The sequence below is a fragment of the Aurantivibrio infirmus genome (assembly GCF_054767315.1).
In genome coordinates this window covers 18,127-36,571 of record NZ_BAAFSK010000007.1, presented here as the reverse complement: position 1 = coordinate 36,571, position 18,445 = coordinate 18,127, and the positions used below count along the sequence as shown (strand labels likewise).

Annotated in this window: 10 protein-coding genes; 3 read left to right on the top strand and 7 right to left on the bottom strand. The window is 42.2% G+C overall.

All coding sequences use genetic code 11. The features are described from left to right. Window positions 1–38: 38 nt before the first annotated feature. The 6 genes from ACYUCY_RS15455 to ACYUCY_RS15430 form a co-directional block, all read right to left on the bottom strand. A complete protein-coding gene (locus ACYUCY_RS15455; RefSeq protein ID WP_460227424.1) occupies window positions 39–1,193 on the bottom strand; it encodes a winged helix-turn-helix domain-containing protein in 1,155 nt (384 codons plus the stop codon). 88 nt (window positions 1,194–1,281) lie between these two features. Further along, entirely contained in the window at window positions 1,282–2,118 is an 837-nt protein-coding gene (locus tag ACYUCY_RS15450; RefSeq protein ID WP_460227423.1) for a 23S rRNA (adenine(2030)-N(6))-methyltransferase RlmJ, read from the bottom strand. Between the two features lie 26 nt (window positions 2,119–2,144). Further along, complete coding sequence (locus ACYUCY_RS15445; RefSeq protein ID WP_460227422.1) at window positions 2,145–7,718, bottom strand: AAA domain-containing protein; 5,574 nt, start codon at window positions 7,716–7,718, stop codon at window positions 2,145–2,147. A gap of 5 nt (window positions 7,719–7,723) precedes the next feature. Further along, the gene (locus ACYUCY_RS15440) at window positions 7,724–8,974 is read right to left on the bottom strand and encodes a SprT-like domain-containing protein (RefSeq protein WP_460227421.1); all 1,251 of its coding nucleotides are present in this window, start codon (window positions 8,972–8,974) and stop codon (window positions 7,724–7,726) included. Between the two features lie 37 nt (window positions 8,975–9,011). Then, entirely contained in the window at window positions 9,012–10,847 is a 1,836-nt protein-coding gene (locus ACYUCY_RS15435; RefSeq protein WP_460227420.1) for a tetratricopeptide repeat protein, read from the bottom strand. Window positions 10,848–10,980: 133 nt separating this feature from the next. Next, window positions 10,981–11,448, bottom strand: coding sequence for a zinc ribbon-containing protein (locus ACYUCY_RS15430; protein ID WP_460227419.1), 468 nt, complete (start codon window positions 11,446–11,448; stop codon window positions 10,981–10,983). Between the two features lie 191 nt (window positions 11,449–11,639). Between ACYUCY_RS15430 and leuS the strand changes: the two genes are divergently transcribed. The 3 genes from leuS to holA all read left to right on the top strand — a co-directional run bounded on the left by leuS (window position 11,640) and on the right by holA (window position 15,967). Next, the gene (gene leuS, locus ACYUCY_RS15425; protein WP_460227418.1) at window positions 11,640–14,243 is read left to right on the top strand and encodes a leucine--tRNA ligase; all 2,604 of its coding nucleotides are present in this window, start codon (window positions 11,640–11,642) and stop codon (window positions 14,241–14,243) included. A gap of 81 nt (window positions 14,244–14,324) precedes the next feature. Then, entirely contained in the window at window positions 14,325–14,852 is a 528-nt protein-coding gene (locus ACYUCY_RS15420) for an LPS-assembly lipoprotein LptE (protein ID WP_460227417.1), read from the top strand. Between the two features lie 68 nt (window positions 14,853–14,920). Next, window positions 14,921–15,967 (top strand): DNA polymerase III subunit delta, encoded by a 1,047-nt coding sequence (gene holA / locus ACYUCY_RS15415; protein WP_460227416.1) that lies wholly within the window; start codon window positions 14,921–14,923, stop codon window positions 15,965–15,967. 125 nt (window positions 15,968–16,092) lie between these two features. Here the strand turns inward: holA and ACYUCY_RS15410 are convergent, their stop codons facing one another. Continuing rightward, window positions 16,093–18,372: a putative bifunctional diguanylate cyclase/phosphodiesterase gene (locus ACYUCY_RS15410; RefSeq protein WP_460227415.1), complete on the bottom strand. Its 2,280-nt coding sequence runs from the start codon at window positions 18,370–18,372 to the stop codon at window positions 16,093–16,095. Between the last annotated feature and the right edge of the window lie 73 nt (window positions 18,373–18,445).

The window sequence follows — 18,445 nt, the reverse complement described above, 5'->3', positions numbered from 1 at the left end:
GTCCTACAACCGAAGACTCCCCAAAAGTGTTTCCGTCTTTAATTAAGTTTAGCCAATATCTCTTTGCTAAATTTGCTTGGACTTACTTTAGTAAGCTGGACTGTATTGCAATTGTTAAACCTAACAAACTTTTTAATTTCTCGAATTAAAGTGTCAAGCAATGCGGCACTAAGTTTCGCCGATGGTTCAATGTGGAGTTGTATGAGTTCCAATGTTTGGCGGTCCCTATGCGCTTTACAGTCAACTCGCCCTACAAAAGAATCGCCGTATAGGATTGGCAAACAAAAATAGCCAAATTGACGCTTATCTACTGGGGTATAGCATTCTATTCGGTAGTCAAAATCAAATAGGTACTCAAGCCTGTCGCGGTGAATAATCGCGTTATCAAACGGAGAAAGTATACGTACTTTTTTTGGTGGCGCAGAGAAACTAAGCTCCATCAAATTGGCTTGAAGATAAATTAAAGGCATCCCTTCAATTTCGAGTTCGACTATTTCCTTTTCTTCAATTTTTCTATTGAGCACTTCGGTGATCAACTTTTTCAATAGCGCGCCTTTACGCAGATGGGCTATTTGTTTGATCGTGGTAAAACCATGGGCTTTAAGCGATGCATCAACCAAATACTCTGCGAATTCCAAGAGTGTGGGTTCAGTAGTATCTAAACCAGAAGGAAGTACGCGCTCTCTGAGATCATAAATTTTCTCCATGCCGACACGCTTTGAGATCATCAAATCGCCTTGCATATACAATTTTTCCAAGGCTTTCTTGCTTGGTTTCCAATTCCACCAACTACCTTTATTCTTTTTCTCTGATTCAAAATCTCGCCCCTTTAGCGGACCTTCCTTGGTTATTCGCTCGAGCACATGGTGCATAACCTTTGGATCAACATCTTTATACCAAGGCGACTCTCCGCGACGTATTCCGTTCATACGTGGTAGTGCAAAACGATAATCTTGCATCGGTAAATACGCGGCAGCATGGAACCAATACTCAAATGCCTCGCCCCGCTCAACAGCATCATCGAGAAAGGCTTTTTTATAGTTGGGAATTCTGTTCCAAAGCGTGTGGTGATGTGCCCTCTCCACCACTGATAGTGTGTCAATCTGTACATAAGCCAGCTGCTGCAGCACTTGACTCACACCCAAGTAAGAGGAGGTATAAGTCTGTTTTTTTAACAGGCCTTGTTGTAACAATGCGATTCGTCGAAGTGACTTAAGTTCGATGGATATTTCCTCAAATCAAATTAGCTCAAGTGATTCAATTTTTTTGGTTATATCAGGTTTATTCGCCAACCAAAACGTCAGATTTATAATACCCGGTTTTTTCCTGACCTAGATCTTCAGCAAATTTAGGAAGAATGCTTTGCATGGTTTTCATTAATGTCCAAGGCGGGTTTATCACGATGACCCCAGCCGCCGTCATTCCCCCTCTCTCCCGGTCTTCCGTAATACCCAATTCAAACCGTTGGATATTTTTAATACCGCTTGACTTAATTTTTCGTTCCAAGCTGTCGATTCGTTTACGATCAACAACCGGATACCACAGGGCATAAATTCCTGTAGAGAATTTTTTATAGGCACTTGCTAAAAATTCAATGGCTACTTGATAGTCTGATTTAATCTCGTAAGATGGATCAATAAGCACCAGGCCACGACGTGATAGCGGGGGTAGTAAGGCTAACGCACCTTTAAATCCATCGCTTTGACTGAGCCTAACTCTCTTATTCTTAAGCGTATTGTTTTTCAATAAAACAAAATCGCTCGAGTGTAACTCAAATAACCAACTTCGATCTTGAGAGCGCAAAAAATTCATAGCAATAACAGGCGAACCGGGATAACGTTTTTTGCTAGATGATTTATTCACATCACAGACAATGTCGAAATATTTATCTAACTCAGGAAATCTGCTCGGTTCAATTTTGGTGAATCCGCTTTCGTGCTCTTGCAATTTCTGAGCATGCTCCGATTCCAAGTCATAGAGCCCTGCACCGGCATGTGTATCGATATAATCGAACCCTGCTTCTTTCTTAATGAGATGCTTCAATATTTCGATCAACACACTGTGTTTAACAACATCGGCGAAATTGCCTGCGTGGTAAGAATGACGATAGCTTAGCAAGGAATATCTTCTCTCAGAGGCTTGATTTAGCCTGGTTTCTCGTTTGGTTTAACATAACCTTTTTTTAATTTTGTCGCGATCAGTCTTTTCATTTCTCTTTTTGCTTCTTGTTCAGAGGCAAAGCTTTTCGAATTATTCTGTGGCTTGTTACCTATTCGACCGTACTGCACCAAAACATCTTTACCAACAACCTGGATTTGCCAAAACTTGCTGCTTGCCCCGCCTACAAACTCATAACGTTCATACGCCGAATCGCTCGCGTTAACTTCACTGCGTTGCTTAGTCTTTGCCTTGTCTTTATCGTCAATGCTTTCTTCAACAATCTGCTTTCTATCATCAACTTGTTCTACTCGATTCACCGTAGTTGTTTCTAGTTCAATAGCTTGATCGGAGCGTTGTCTTGAATCTATATTTATCGCTAACAGATCAAATTTATCTTTTTCCACTGCATCAAGGTCTAGACCTTGGAGCATATCGGTGTCATTGTTTTCTTTACCGCTAAGTTGTCCGACTATTTTTTCTAAAATTCGTTCAGGTCGCTCGAACCAATCCTTGCTATATACGGTCGCAATCTTCCAGCCAAAGCTATTTAAAATGCTAGGTTTTTGGCAATATTGTTCGAGCACGTCCTTATTCCGATAGTGTTCCGCTTTATCAATTAAAACCCCCAACGCATAGCGTTTACCGCCTTTGTCTTTTACTGCCAAATCGCACTTAAAGTGAGATTGCCCGATTGCAATATCGGTTTCATAACCCAAATCTTCAATCGCCGACTTTAACTGTATGACAACAGGATTCTTTTGGATCTCAACTTCCTCTTGCTCATAACTCGACATGCTGTCTAAAACCAAATTCGCCTCGGGTAATCTGGAGTCAGAAATATATTTTGCATAGGCGAGAAACTTTTTAAAATAATTTGCACCTTCGTTGTAATCGTTTTTAATTTCATTGGGCATTATCGAAGTCACAATAACCATATGTTGTTTTGCTCTGGAGAAGATAACATTGAGTCGCTTTTCACCGCCACGCCGATTTATAGGCCCAAAATTCATCAACATTTTGCCTTTTTCGTTATAGCCGTAACAAACGCTCATAATAATAATATCGCGCTCATCACCTTGAACATTCTCCAGATTTTTCACAAAAAGACCGTTAAATTGATCTTCATCCTCTCGTTGATACTCCTGTTCCAACAGCGCTTCAAAATCCGAATCGCTATTTGCCAGGCGATCCAGAGCCGATTCAATTTCAGATTGCTGCTCCATCGAGAAAGCCACAATGCCAATACTCTTGCCAGTATTTTTCCTGAGTAACATCGCAACAATATTTGCGATATAGATCGCTTCGTCCTTATTTTTTCGCTTCTCGTATAAGGCGTTTTCTAAGTAATGGAAGCTGATACTTCGCCCAAGTACTGACTCAGGCTCAACATCATTCTCAACATCAACAATAGGTTCCAGTGCCTCGCTTTCAGATTGATGGATCAAACTGTCCGGAATTGTGAGTAAACCGCGCTGATAAAAAGCGGCATTACTGAAACTTATTAAGCTTTCTCGTCGACTACGGTAATGCCAACCCAACATCACTGATGTCAATTTTCGCGCGCTCTGGTTGAGCAAACTGTCTGCATCCATGCTCATACCAATTGTTTCTTCAGCTTCCTCCTCATCTTCATCTTGGTTTGAATTGGAACTAAAAAAGGTTGTCGGTGGCATTTGCATCTCGTCACCCACGACAATTGTCTGCTTGGTTCTAAATAATGCTGGCACGCCTTCTTCCACCGTTATCTGACTCGCCTCATCGTAAATAACGACATCAAACAACGAGGCGTCGATGGGTAAAATATCTGACACACTCAATGGGCTCATTAACCACACCGGCTTAATGGAGGAGATTAAGGCATTTGCTTCGCTCGAAGCGAGTTCACGAATTGACTTATAACGCATAGATTTGCCAAATTCATTTTCGAGAATTTTTCGCGCTGTGTTATAGGTTTTTTTCTGTACTTTTTCCTCAGCGGTCAATTGTGCAGCAACAGATTCTGTAATCCTCATTTTATTAAGAAATTGTTCACGAATTTTTGCGCGAAGAGCGCCGACATTACTATCGTAGTATTTCCCCAGTAGCGCGTTGACTCTTGAGATACTAAGGCTTAAGCCATCTTCATCCATATCTGCAAACCGTCTTTCTTTGACATAGAGGTCGCTTAAAGACTTATAAGCCAAATTAAAATCGAAATCTTCCATCAGCCAAGGTTTACTATAAACACAATGCGCGAGTTCACTACTAAGCCCGGATACCTTTTCTATATAGGGCAAAAATGCTGACAGGGAACCCACAGCCTTTCTTCCCTGATGTAGCTTTTCATCCAATTCGGACAGATTTAGTTCTTCCACACCGCCAAACAATGAACGCGCTTTCTGGAATAAAAGGCCAAAACTTTCTCTAAAAGACAATAATGAATCAACTTGAGAATCGCTGGCGACTAACCATCCAATGGTCGAAGCGCTAAGTAAATTTTGCCATTTAATAATACTGCTGAACTCTAACTCAAAATTTTTAATCCCATATTCCTCCTTAGCGAGAAGCTTTAGGTCATCAATCTGCCTATCTAAATCATACTCAGCGACCAAATTATCTAATACCGACATCACTCCAGGACGTATGGTGTGCGCATTAAAGTCGTAAGCTTGATAGATCTGCTTTTTTAATCGGTAATAACTTGGACTAAAGAAGCGGAAAACACTTTTTTCATACTGCCGCCACTGCCTCAGTGCTTCCCTTGCTTCATCAACACTAGGTTTCGAACGCCAATTTTTATTCTTTTCTATAAAAGGCTTTTTATTAGCAACAATTTTTTCGATATTTTTATTTAACTTGAGGAGAGTCTTAGACGCCTCCGAGCTTTTATCGAAGACAGTAATTTTTTTGGAAATGACCAGGCCTTGTATTTGTGCCAAAAAATCGAAAGCGTACTTCCATTTCTCAAGCGATATGGGTATCAACTCTTTGCCTTGCCCCACCTTGAAATCGGGTGTACCAAGCTGAGAAGGAAGCTCAATAGCCTCGTTGTCTATCAACTCACTGAACGCGTCTAACAAATTCGTAGTTGTTTCTATTAACTCAGCAACGTCGGATTTACCTTTGTCTGAAGATACCAAGACCTGATCAAGCTGTACAAAAGGATAATCACATAGCTGCGGGCGAAAATCGTTCGACACCAATAATTGCTGCCACTCAAACAACCATTCTTTATTTGACTTCCATTCAGCATAATCGGGTAGTTCGAGTAGTAGCTTCGACGATGGTAGCGACTGAGTTTTTGTCTTGCGGTGTAATACGGTGAATAATTCCAGCGGAGTAACTTCGCCATTCTTCATCGTATTATGAAAATAATTTAATTTTTCTAATTCGAGTGTAATCGCCTGGATAACCTCGTTACGCTGCTTTTGAACAAGCGAACCATCGATTCTGTTGGCGATAAAATCCTCATAGGATTGTTTTAGGTTGAGGATAAATTCTTTTTTATCGGCTTGGGAATCATGTATTAGACAACAGAGTTCGTCGAGCTGGCGATTTTTCATCCTATGATAAACAACATCCAGCGCGGCGCGCTTTTCACATACAAACAGTATCTTTTTATCTCTGGCGATGTAATCAGCAATCAAATTCGTAATTGTTTGTGACTTTCCGGTTCCTGGTGGCCCCTGAATAATATAGCTTCGACCCGTACGTGCAATTTGTACCGCGCTAGTTTGAGTTGGATCTGAGGAAATAATGGGATAGCTACTTGTCAATTCGATGGCATTGGTCGCTTCAGAACTCAATTGTTTAGGTTTTTCACTAAACAAAGAATCAAACACATCATCGTCAGTACTCAAATTAATAATGTCGTTATAATCGCGAACCAAGCTCATCTTTCGATAATTAAAATTACCAAGAGTAATGTTGCAGGTATCAATTTCCCAAATTAAGGGGTTGATCTCTCCCTCGTTGTCGCTGGTATAAAACGTCCTCGCTTTTTCATCAACTGCGTTCAAGTCAGGCTGTAAATCTTCGTTGATGATATATTCCAGCGCGCTGTTTCTTTCCCTAATTCGACTATCGAATATTTGAATTCCCAGTGGCTGGAACTCTTCCGATCGATACGAATAGGAAAATGATCGCAAATCTAGACCTCGACTTCGATTCGCGAGCTTCTTGTTCTTTAGGTTGAAGCTTTTTTTGGCAATACTATGGATAAGCTGGATTCTTGGTTTTTTACGCCAATCCAAACGGATTCCGGAATTCCCCTTTGCGATCTGAGTTTCAATTGAAGCCACTAGCTCTTCAATACTCGAATTATCTAAATCAACGAAATCCGGAAGCGAAATATCGTACAGCTCTTTTAAATAATTACTCAGAATCGGGTTGATTTCAGCTTCCGTTTCTGGAAACTCGAGAAAATACTGGTCCTCTACTCCTTTTTTCTTGACGATCTCGGCAGGCAAAAGCAGCAATGGAGAGCTGATCCTTTCTTCGCGATTTTCTTTAAAGTTATACCAATGAATAAACGCAATTACAGTTCTAAGCTGACTGAAACCGTATTCATTTTTACTTTTTCTAGCTTCCAAACGAATTTTATTCAGCGTTGGAGAGGCGAACTTATTTTCTTGAAAATCAATATAACTATTCAACAGTAACTTGCTGTTTTTGACGATTTTCTTTTCTAAATTTTCATTCCAGAAGATTAAATCACTCTCTCGGACGTTGTTATGATCAAGTAGCAATGGCACGGAACCAACGGTTAGATTCAAAAAATTGGAACGATCTGAAAAATACAACAATTTGTTACGTCGACTTATATCAAATAGACGATTTTTCAGTTTTGATAAGATCCAGTTTGCGCGACCAGAAACATCCTGAGACCTAAAGCCTTCCGTTTGACTTAGGTCTACATAATTTTCCGGATTATATTCGCGGTAGTTTTTTAATTTAGTAATGACCTCGCTCAGATTTGCACTTCGATCTTCTTGATAAAGCTCAGTCATTTCAAAAATGATGCTTAATATCGTTGGGTGTAATTTCTTATTAAGAAAATATAGCTTTTTCCTGTTTTCTACAAACAGTGCGAGATCTTCATGCTTACGAAAATCCAAGCCAAATGCCAAGCTAGCAAGGTATTGCCCCAAAACAAACACATCAGTTAAGGGATTGTAGTGGCCGCATTCATAATCCCAACTTTTATAATTTAGAATATAGGTAGGCGATTCAATCGTATCTTCGTCAGTTCGAATGCTCGAATTCTGATATTCAATACTGTGGTTATCGAGATTATTGGTCTGCTTTACATTACCGCTGACTTCCATTGCGGATCTCTGTACCGGTTTTTTAAATAAGGGCTGGGAAGGAACACAAGGGGCTTTGCCCTCGGTCAGCAAGTGCAACTCGTTATCTTGAACTAAAATCTGTTCAGATGAGGTGATTAAAGCGACTTGATTTTCTTCATGCAAGGCGCAGATCGATTCTAACAGAGGCAAGGCTAAAGCAATAAAATCAGGTGATTTTAAACTTCCGTAATCCGTTATTTTTTCGAGCAATGAAAAAAAGCTAGCGGGCATAATAATTAATCATCGTATAAACTATTGGCTTGATTTTCTTTCGTTAATTGCAATTCGTTCATCACTCGATCTTGCATAAGCTTAAAGTCACGAACACTTAACTTTAACTCTTTGCGAATTACCTTCTCATACAAATCTTTAATCCCAAGCAGCTCAGAGAGCTCAAGGGTATAACCCATCGGCGCACCTTCCATATCTTTATCGGCCATAGAGAAGTCCAACAATACGTAGGCTATATAACTTTTCACTGAAAACCTGGCACTTTCTAATATTTTTGCCAAATCTGCTACAGCAATTCCTTTAACGTCTCGGTAAAAATCGGAGAAGTATTGTTTCGACAAGCTTGTTATCGCCGAGCTATTCATCCAGTCCGGCACCAATAAAAGTTGTAACAAATGCCGAGTGTGCTTTTGCATATCTACTTGTTCGAAGATATCGAGTTGATTGAGATCCAATTCGCCCTCGATTAACTTTTTAATATTCGAGATATAATCCAGTGGGTTGTCTTGGTATTGCTTAAGCGCTAAGCAGCGAATATATGATTCGGGATGACTATTATTCTGTGTGGATGTTGAATCTGATCTGACAATCTCTTTCGCCTGGGCGAGGTAACTTTCGGCGTTAACTTGACTAAGCCCAGTGTTTAGCTTAACCAGCATTTGCACAACCGTTCTAAAATCCTTGCAAACCTTAAGAGAACCGATATCACAGAACAATTCCATGTAAAGCTGAAATATTCTCGCCGTTTCTATAATTGCATCTTCGCTACGGCTATCATTCGCCAAAGCTAAAACAATCCTTTGTGTAATCTCGAATTCCTCGTCATCCACCTTATAGAATAAATAATGGCTTAATTCGTGGGCTAACAGCGCTTTTAATTCGTCGTCCGATAGCAACGAAAGTAAATTTCCCGACAGAACGATGTGGGCTTCCTTTTCAATAATAGAAATGCCTGCATTGAGTTGGACACTATTATTTTCTTGATACAAGGTTACCTCTGCGTCAATCGCCAAGATTGCGCGAGCTTCGTCGATAAGTAAATAAAGTTTCTCGTGAGATTCTCTATCGAGCCGGTAGGTGTTTTTTAACAAGTTCGATCTAAATTCTTCGATCTGCTGATTTTTATTATCGTCTTCTGCAAACCAATCCCAGGTTTTCTTTTTATTCTTAAAATGATCGCGGAGCTTCTTGTGGTACTCAAAGGGCACCAACTGGTGTTGAATAAAGCTAGATTGATCTTGACTAATTGTGTCCATAATAACTCTGATCTATTTCTCTCAAACCAAACTTACACTATTGAGTCAGCTTTTCGATTAGCGCTTTGGTCTCTTCTGAAGGATAAAAGCTGTCCATTTTTCTCAAGATTGAAACGACGCGCGCGATATCTTTCAACTCAAAATAGATGGCGTATTGGAACTTATACCAAGTTTCACTGGCTCTTCCGTCGGATATCTCTTTCATTTCTACAGCAGTGCTAACGTAGGTAGAAGCCTGGGCTGGATAATCAGCCATAAAATATGCCTGGCCTAATGTAAACACCACCTCGGGGCTTGGGTTTGCAACCCTGGGAAGATAAAAGTTTAAAACCTTTACTGCTTCGTCATAGTTTTCCACCGCCAAATATAATTGTGCCAAGGAGTAAGCCACGTTCAACGCATTTGATCTTGGAATGCTCAATGTTCTCACATACTTCTCATATTCCAGTATCGCTTGCGGATAATTCTCGAGCTGCACATAAAATGATCCAAGTACTTGCGACAGCTGCGCTTTTTCAAATTCATTCCATTTACTAGTATCAACGTTTTGCAGAAAACTAATGCCGCCAGCGATATCTCCCGCTTCTGTATCCAGGACTCCCGAGATATCCATGCTTTGAGCCAAAACTTTATTGGCGCGCACTGAAATAGATCCACTTCGTCCATTTGCTGTACCGGAAATCTGCGGGTTATCTCGAACAAGTTTTTCACAAACTTGTTTTTCTTGCTTCATGTGAGAAGGGATGCAATCAGCAAATATACAAGCGGCGCGATAACTAGCACAACCTTGCTGAACTTTTCCATTGGCGATTTGAATTTGCCCCATAACTAATTGAGCATATTGATAGCTCGGATCAAGATTAATAGCTTTCTGAGCGTCTTTAATTGCTTTTTTTATTTTATTATCTTTTAAATAACATTCAGCACGACGGGTATAAGCCAGTTCATTGTCTGGCTCATTTTTAATGACTTTCGAATAGTCTTCAATGGCGCTCTTACAGTTACCTAACATAACGTTTGTGAGTGCTCGAAAATAGTGGGCATCGATGTTTTTAGAATCTAACTGTGCAGCCTGATCAAAATCCTTCAACGCTTTATCAAATTGCCGCATTTCAAAGTATGTTTGACCCCGTTGTAAATGAGCAAAAATGTAGCCTGGTTGCATTTCAATAGCACGAGTCGCGTCAGCAATCGCTTGATCGCTGTCACCCAACTCACGATAAGCATCACTTCTCATTACAAACATTTCAGCCTGTGGGTCAATATCGATCGCCCGGTTGTATAACGATATTGCTTGCTCGTATCTTTTTAGCTTCGAAAAACTAATTCCCTCCGCAATATAGTTGTCGGTATTCTCAATACTTTGGGTTTGAATTGCTGGTAGAACGATATCAAGCGGAAGATTAGGTAACAGCTCGTAGAGAAGATTGATATTCGCTTGTGTTAGTGCACCATCAAAAAAACTCCAACGTTTTTTATTTTCCGACAACACCCCAACGACAAACCCGCTTAGGATATGTTTATTCATTGAGGTTTTTAAAATTGTTGTCGTCGGCAAAAAAGCAACGACATAGGGGTCGGCCGCAACGACTATTTCAGGCTCACTTACAGACACACTTTCAATCGAATAACCAGGCCTTTGATACTGGGAAAGCATCCGTTCCGATTGCTGAACGACATTCTCGTTGCCGCCAGCCAACTCCAACGCTGGTGTAAATATTTGCGCTACTAAAGCTTCTATATCACCGTCTTGTAATGCTTGCTGCATGCGCTCGGCCCCTTGCTGCAAATCAGAAAGCTGGCGTGGCGAGAGTTCAAGCGCTTGCACTGCGGAAGTACACAGGATCAATATTAGAGAAACGAATAACCTCAAAATTCAATTACTCCTTACATTTTTATGTTTTCAGAATTTAGATTGAATCCGATTTTGACGATAATTAGAGCGGCTTATTTTTGTATCTGATTTTTAGCCATTAACTTCACATTTTATTTTGATAAAACACGCTTTATTTTTCGCGCACCTCATATAACTCACATCCACAACCCGTACAGGCTTCAATTTCTTTGGTGCCTTCAATTAATCGCAACTTACCACAATGTGCGCAAACCAATTCCGCATCTGTTACCAACTCACCGACCATAATTCTTGGTTGGTCGGAGTTAAGATATTGATTGAGCTTTGCCCAATCCAGGCGCGCGGGATCTGCGGCTGAAAGTAGCCAATCGGTGGCGAATTCTTCAAGCATATGGGCCTCACCTTTGAGCCCTTCCCAAAATTCGTGTGCACCATGGACGTCATCTTTAAGGTATTCCTTGAGTAGGTCGGTTTTACGGCGGGCAAATTCTTCGACTTCCAATTCGAGATCCACCAAATCTTCGACCTCTTCTAAGAAGCTATCACGAAGGTTTTCAAGGGGATTCTGATCATCTTCCTTATTCGCTGCTTTATCCGTTTTGGTGTCACGCTCATTCATAAAGGAATCCTGATTATTTAAGGGTTTAGAGGGCTTAATCAGGGACTCTGGCCACCGACAAAACCGCGAGAGATGAGTATAATGGCGAACTTTTAATTTTATTAGTCGGAATTGCCTGAAAACACGATTTCGAGCACTTTTTATCGTTTCATTCGCTGAAAATCAGCATCCAAATAAGGTCCCTATTGAGAATGGAAGAGCTTTACCACCCCGCCAGTATTGATGCCGAAGCCCAAGAGTACTGGCAGACCAACAGATCCTTCGAGGTCACCGAAGATCCAAACAAGGAAAAATTCTATTGTTTGGCTATGTTCCCCTACCCTAGCGGTCGCCTGCATATGGGTCACGTGCGCAACTACACCATTACTGACGTGATATCGCGCTACCAACGAATGCTGGGCAAAAATGTACTGCACCCTATGGGCTGGGATGCATTTGGCTTGCCTGCGGAAAATGCGGCGATTCAAAATCAAACCGCTCCTGCGGCTTGGACCTACTCCAATACCGACTACATGCGTAAGCAATTAAAGGATTTGGGCTTTGGCTTGGATTGGAGCCGAGAACTTGCAACGTGTAAACCGGATTATTATCGCTGGGAGCAATGGTTTTTCACACGCCTTTACGAAAAAGGTCTTGCCTATAAAAAAGTCGCGGCGGTGAACTGGTGCCCTAACGATCAAACCGTACTTGCCAACGAACAAGTGGTTGATGGTTGCTGCTGGCGCTGCAACAACAAAGTTGAAAGGAAAGAAATTCCTCAGTGGTTTATTAAAATTACTGACTATGCCGATGAGTTGCTAGCGAGCTTGGATGATTTGCCCGAATGGCCGGAACAAGTCAAAACCATGCAACGCAATTGGATAGGTAAAAGTCGCGGCGTCGATATGACATTCCAGTTGGCGAACGCCATCGAGGATATCAGCGACATCGATATTTACACAACGCGTCCAGACACTTTAATGGGCGTGACATATATGTGTGTCGCCGCAGAACATCGCCTCGCACAAAAAGCGGCGGCGAATAAACCTGAATTAAAAACTTTTATTGATGACTGTAAAATACAGTCTGTTGCAGAAGCTGATATGGCCGCAATGGAAAAGAAAGGTATCGATACCGGACTTTTCGCTTTGCACCCAATTACCGGCGCACAAGTTCCGATTTGGATCGCTAACTATGTACTCATGGATTATGGCTCTGGTGCGGTAATGGCCGTACCCGCTCACGACCAGCGGGATTGGGAATTTGCAACAAAATATAAATTGCCCATCGTACAAGTGATCAAACCAAATCAGAAAAATGTTACAGCTGATATCACCAAAGAAGCCTTTGTAGAAAAAGGCACACTCATTAATTCTGGCGAGTTCGATAATTTAAGTTCTAAAAAAGCTTTCGACGCAATCGCTAAAAAACTTTATGACGCCGGCTGTGGAAAAACCACAACAAATTATCGTTTGCGCGATTGGGGAGTATCTCGACAACGTTACTGGGGTTCGCCTATCCCAATGCTGTATTTAAAAGAAGGTCAAGAAATTCCTGTACCCCATGATCGCTTGCCCGTGCTTTTACCTGAAGACGTTGTCATGGATGGCGTGCAGTCGCCTATCAAGAAAGATCCACTGTGGCGTAAAACAGAGATTAACGGCCAAGAAGCCGAACGCGAAACCGACACCTTTGATACCTTCATGGAATCATCTTGGTATTACGCACGATTTACTTGTGCAAACTTTGAAGGCGGCATGCTTGACAAAAAAGCCGCTGATTATTGGCTCCCCGCTGATCAATATGTCGGTGGCATTGAGCACGCGATCTTACATCTGCTTTACGCGCGCTTCTTTCATAAATTGATGCGTGACGAGGGTTTGTTGAGTTGTGACGAACCTTTTAAACGTCTGCTTTGTCAGGGCATGGTACTCGCCAATTCGTTTTATAAAATAAATGATAATGGCAATAAAGAATGGATCTCACCAAGCGAAGTGGCATTTGAGAAGGATGACAAAGGCAAGGTGATCAGCGCTACCCGTATCAGCAATGGTGAAACATTGGAAATTGGCGGCGTCATAAAAATGTCGAAGTCAAAAAATAACGGCATTGATCCGCAAGACATTGTGTCCCAGTACGGTGCGGATACCGTGCGCCTTTACACCATGTTCACATCGCCTCCCGATCAATCTTTAGAATGGACCGACAGTGCAGTAGAAGGTAGCTTCCGTTTTCTTAAAAAATTATGGAAAGCTATTTATAGCCATCTTCAGGCAGGCGACCCTGGCGAGTTAAATGTAGCTAAGCTCGACAAACAGCAAAAAGATTTACGTCGTAAAACTCACGAGACTATTGCAAAAGTCAGTGATGATTTTGGTCGCCGCCAAACTTTCAATACCGCGATCGCCGCAGTAATGGAACTCATGAACGAAGTAAATAAATTAGCAGACCGCTCTACTCCAGAAAATTTGGCAGTAGAACGTGAAGCTATTAACGCGGCAGTACTGCTGCTCGCGCCCATCGTTCCTCACGTCTGCCATAAATTTTGGCATTATTTGGGTCATGACGGCGATATCATCGATGCACGTTGGCCATCCGTTGATGACTCCGCTTTAGAACGCTCCGAAATTGAAGTTGTTGCGCAGGTAAACGGCAAAGTTCGCGCAAAACTATTAGTCGCCGCCGATATCGACAAAGCAGCTTTGGAAACCACTGCTTTAGCGGACGAACGCGTTCAAAAGTTTATTGGCGATATGACTGTGGTCAAAGTGATCGTGGTACCAGGGAAGTTAGTGAATATCGTGGTGAAGCCGTAGAGTATTGCGCTAGAGTTAACAACCAAGGTTTCTCGACGGTATCTACATTGAAGAAAAACTCTAATAAAAAGTTGAATAAAAATGTTTAAACAAAAACATCTACACATTATTACTCTTCTGGTATTAACGCTAGCCATTACCGCTTGCGGCTGGCGATTGCGCGGCACGCTGACATTGCCGGAGGGTTTGGAGAGCATCCAAATTGTTGATAATGCCAATTCAAGTTTTCTATCAAAGCAGCTCACTCAACTGCTCGTGGCCAATGGCGTGGCCCTCGTTGATGCAAATCCAGATATGTTTATTGTTCTTATCGAAGAAAGAGAAGATAAACGAATCATAGCTGTCGGAAGTAATACCCTGGCCTCTGAATACGAACTATCTTCTGAAGCACGCTACTTCATTAATGATGCCGAAGGCAAAATGCTAGCACCGGAAAGCACCGTCTCTGTCGTGCGTTCTTATGAATTCAACGAAAATGATGTCGTGAGTAAAGCCGAAGAAGAGCGCATTATTCAACAAGAAATGCGCAGAGAGCTTGCTCAACAAATTATTCGTCGCTTACGATTTGTCAGCATAACGCCAGAAGATGAAAAAACTACCAATCCCTAGTTTTAAACTTTAGTCATTAATGTTTTATAAACTGAACACGAATTTGTTTCCAAACCTTGAGATGAAATGTGGCAAAAATCCGCGTTGAACAACTCGCTAAAGAATTAAAATCAACATTAGCTCCGATTTATGTTGTCAGCGGCGACGAGCATCTAGTTGTCCAAGAATGTTGCGATGATATTCGGGCGGCCGCAAAAGCGGCTGGCTATACCGATCGAGAACTTTATCACGCCGACAACAATTTCGACTGGAGCCAACTAACCTACTCCTCGCAAAGCCTGTCTTTGTTTTCCAATCAAAAGCTTATCGAAGTCCGCCTGACCGGCAAATTGTCTGATAAGGGCAGGAAAGAGTTGGTCGCCTATTCAGAGTCTCCTCCAAACGATGCAATTTTACTGCTTGTCGCTCCGAAATTTGATCGCAACGTGCAGAATGCAAAATGGTTCAAAGCACTAGAGTCCGCCAGCGCTTACCTGCAAATCTGGCCAGTCAATGGCGCACAATTGCCCCGCTGGATTAATACTCGTGCAAAAAAGTTGGGCTTGCAGATAGATAACGAAGCATTAGATATTTTGGTATCTCGTGTCGAAGGTAATTTACTCGCAGCCGCTCAAGAATTAGAAAAACTCGCGCTCATCAGTGAAGATAACCGAATCAGCGCTAAGTTAATGTCGCACGCCGCCACCGACAGTGCGCGTTACGATGTCTACAGCCTCATTGATAAAGCACTACACGGCGATGCGCGTAGTGCGGTAAAAAACTTATCGGGCCTAAAAAGTGACGGAACAGATATTCTGGCAATTTTATGGGCCTTAACCAGAGAAATCCGCACGCTGATTCAGTTACAGGAAGCAATAGATTCAGGGAAAAATTTCGCCTCTGCTGCTCGCCAATCTGGCATCTGGGATTCTCGCCAAAGCCTAATTAAAGGCGCCTTGAGCCGCCTAAGACTCAAACAACTCCATACTTTGTTACGCAAAGCGTCTCAAGTCGATAAGTCTGCAAAAGGCATGCACGGCGCAGACCCCTGGGAAGGCTGCCTAGAAATCGTATTGAATTTGGCGGGAGTTAATGCGCTCAATCCACTGAGTGAAAAAATTGCTTTGCGGAATTGACTCGAAGAAATAGGAAGAAACACTGAGAAATAGTAGGAAACACGAAAAGAAAAAAACTAAAAGGGTTACCCGACTAAAGAACGAGAATTGCAGCTTGAAAGTATTTTAGTTGCGGCAATGAAAATCTAAAATGGCAATTCTAGTTCGACATCTTTACTTCTAAACGATGCGGTTCCCGCATTAAAAAACCGATCCAATTTCTCCGCCGGCACGGGCTGCGCATATAAGAAACCTTGCGCATGATCACAACCACGCTTACGCAGCCAACTCGCTTGCTGCTCATTTTCAACACCTTCCGCTACCACATTCAACATCATGTTGTGGGCTAAGCCGATAATTGATTTGGCGATTGAGGCATCGTTCTGATCAATATGAATATCATGAATAAAGCTGCGATCGATTTTCAGCTTATGAATTGGGAATCGTTTTAGATAGGACAGTGAAGAATAACCGGTACCAAAATCGTCTATCGCCAAAGTTAAACCCATTTGATTGAGTTGGGTCAACATACTAACCGTTTCACCAGCATGCTCCATTGCGGAGGTTTCGGTAATTTCCAACTCAAAATATTTGGCAGGCAATTCAATCTCTTCAAGAATAGTACGAAAGCGATCGGCGAAGTTGCTCTGACGCAATTGCCGAGGCGACAAATTTATCGCTATTTTCCCGACGTATTTCCCAGCCGCCAACCAACGTTTTTGCTGCGCACCCGCTTTACGCAATAGCCATTCGCCTAGGGGCACGATAAGGCCGGTTTCCTCCGCAAGTGGAATAAAGTGCGAAGGTGAAATTAAACCGCGTTGTGGATGCTGCCAGCGAACCAAAGCTTCAACCCCCACTAAGGACCCCGTTTGCAAATCGACTTGTGGTTGATAGTAGAGCCGTAACTGGTCTTCTTCTATGGCTGCTCTTAAATCTTTTTCCAGCACCATGAATTTCACCGCTGAAGAATCCATCCCCTCGGTAAAATACAAATAATTATTTTTGCCACTTTCCTTTGCTTTGTGCAGCGCAATATCAGCGCGCTTAAGCAGTTCATCGGCGGCACCGCCATCCTGAGGGTAAACACTAATGCCGATACTCGATGACGTTTGGATTTTCTGGCCATCTAGTTCAATCGGGTCAGCGAAACGCGCAAGTAATTTATCGGCCACCTGCCTTGCATCACCGACACTGTTAATGTTCTCCAAGATAACAATGAATTCATCACTGCCAAGCCTCGCAACGGTGTCCATTTCTCGTAAGCCACCAACGACTTTAGTCGCGATGATCTTTAGTAATTGGTCCCCTGCATCACGCCCTAAAGTATCGTTGATACTCTTAAAGCGATCGACATCAATAATCATCAAGCCCAATTTACTGCGATTGCGATGCGCCCGAGACAAGCCGTGATTAAGACGATCATAAAATAAGGACCGGTTCGGCAACCCTGTTAAGGCGTCATGAAATGCCATGAAATTGATGCGCGATTGCTGCTCGCGTACTGCGTCTTCGGCCAACTTTCTTTCTGTAATATCGGTACAGATACTACACACACTAAAAATTTGCTTGTCTGAATCGCGCAAAGGAAATTTGAGCATCAAATAAGTATGTAAAGTGCCGTCTTTATGTCTAACTTCTAATTCGGTTTCGATGATCTGCGCAGATTTACCATCGCCTTCTTCACAATCCCAAATTGTTTGCGCGACTTCCATGGGGTAGACGTCGAAGAATTCATTGCTGAACTTATCGGTTTCATCCACTTCCGCAAGCACCTTGTAATGTTCGCTTGCCAACATGACATTACCATTCAGGTCTTTGATAGAAATTAATGCTGGGGAATGGTTAAGAATCGCGTTCAAATAAAGGTCACTAGCCCATAGCGCTTGCTCGGCTTTATTATATTCATCACCTTTCAATTCATAACGGCGTACTTCAAGTACGTGGCGCATCATAAAACCGCTAAACATCCATACCGGCTCAAGGCGTTGCACGGCATCTTCTAGATCATCCAGAGAAGTTTGCGACTCCAAATAAAAAACCGCCAACACTTTGCCGTGTTCGAGTATGGGATAGATATAGATTGCCCGGGTTCCCTGTTTGCAATCATTAGTCATGATTGTCGAGGCGTAACCCATTTCCTGGCATTCGGGTTGGCCGCTGGCAATACTATTTAAAATATTGTTGTGGGGGATACTGCGAAGCTTAGTGAAATTAACTCGGGGAAGAACAATACTTTCTTGGCTTTGCGCAATTGCTTCGATACGCACCTGATCATCCTGGGGGACACAAAGAACTGCTCGTGAAATGGCGGGGTCAACTATGACTAAGCGAGATAAACGCTCAACAACCTTACTGTGATCTAGGTCGGTGAAAAGCTGATAGAATTTTCTAATCAACTCAGCCGCAGCCAAATTATTCTGCATATCTAATCAATACCACACCAGTGACAAACTCGCTGGGATTCTAGTTCTTATCTAGCTGCTAGATTGTCGCTAA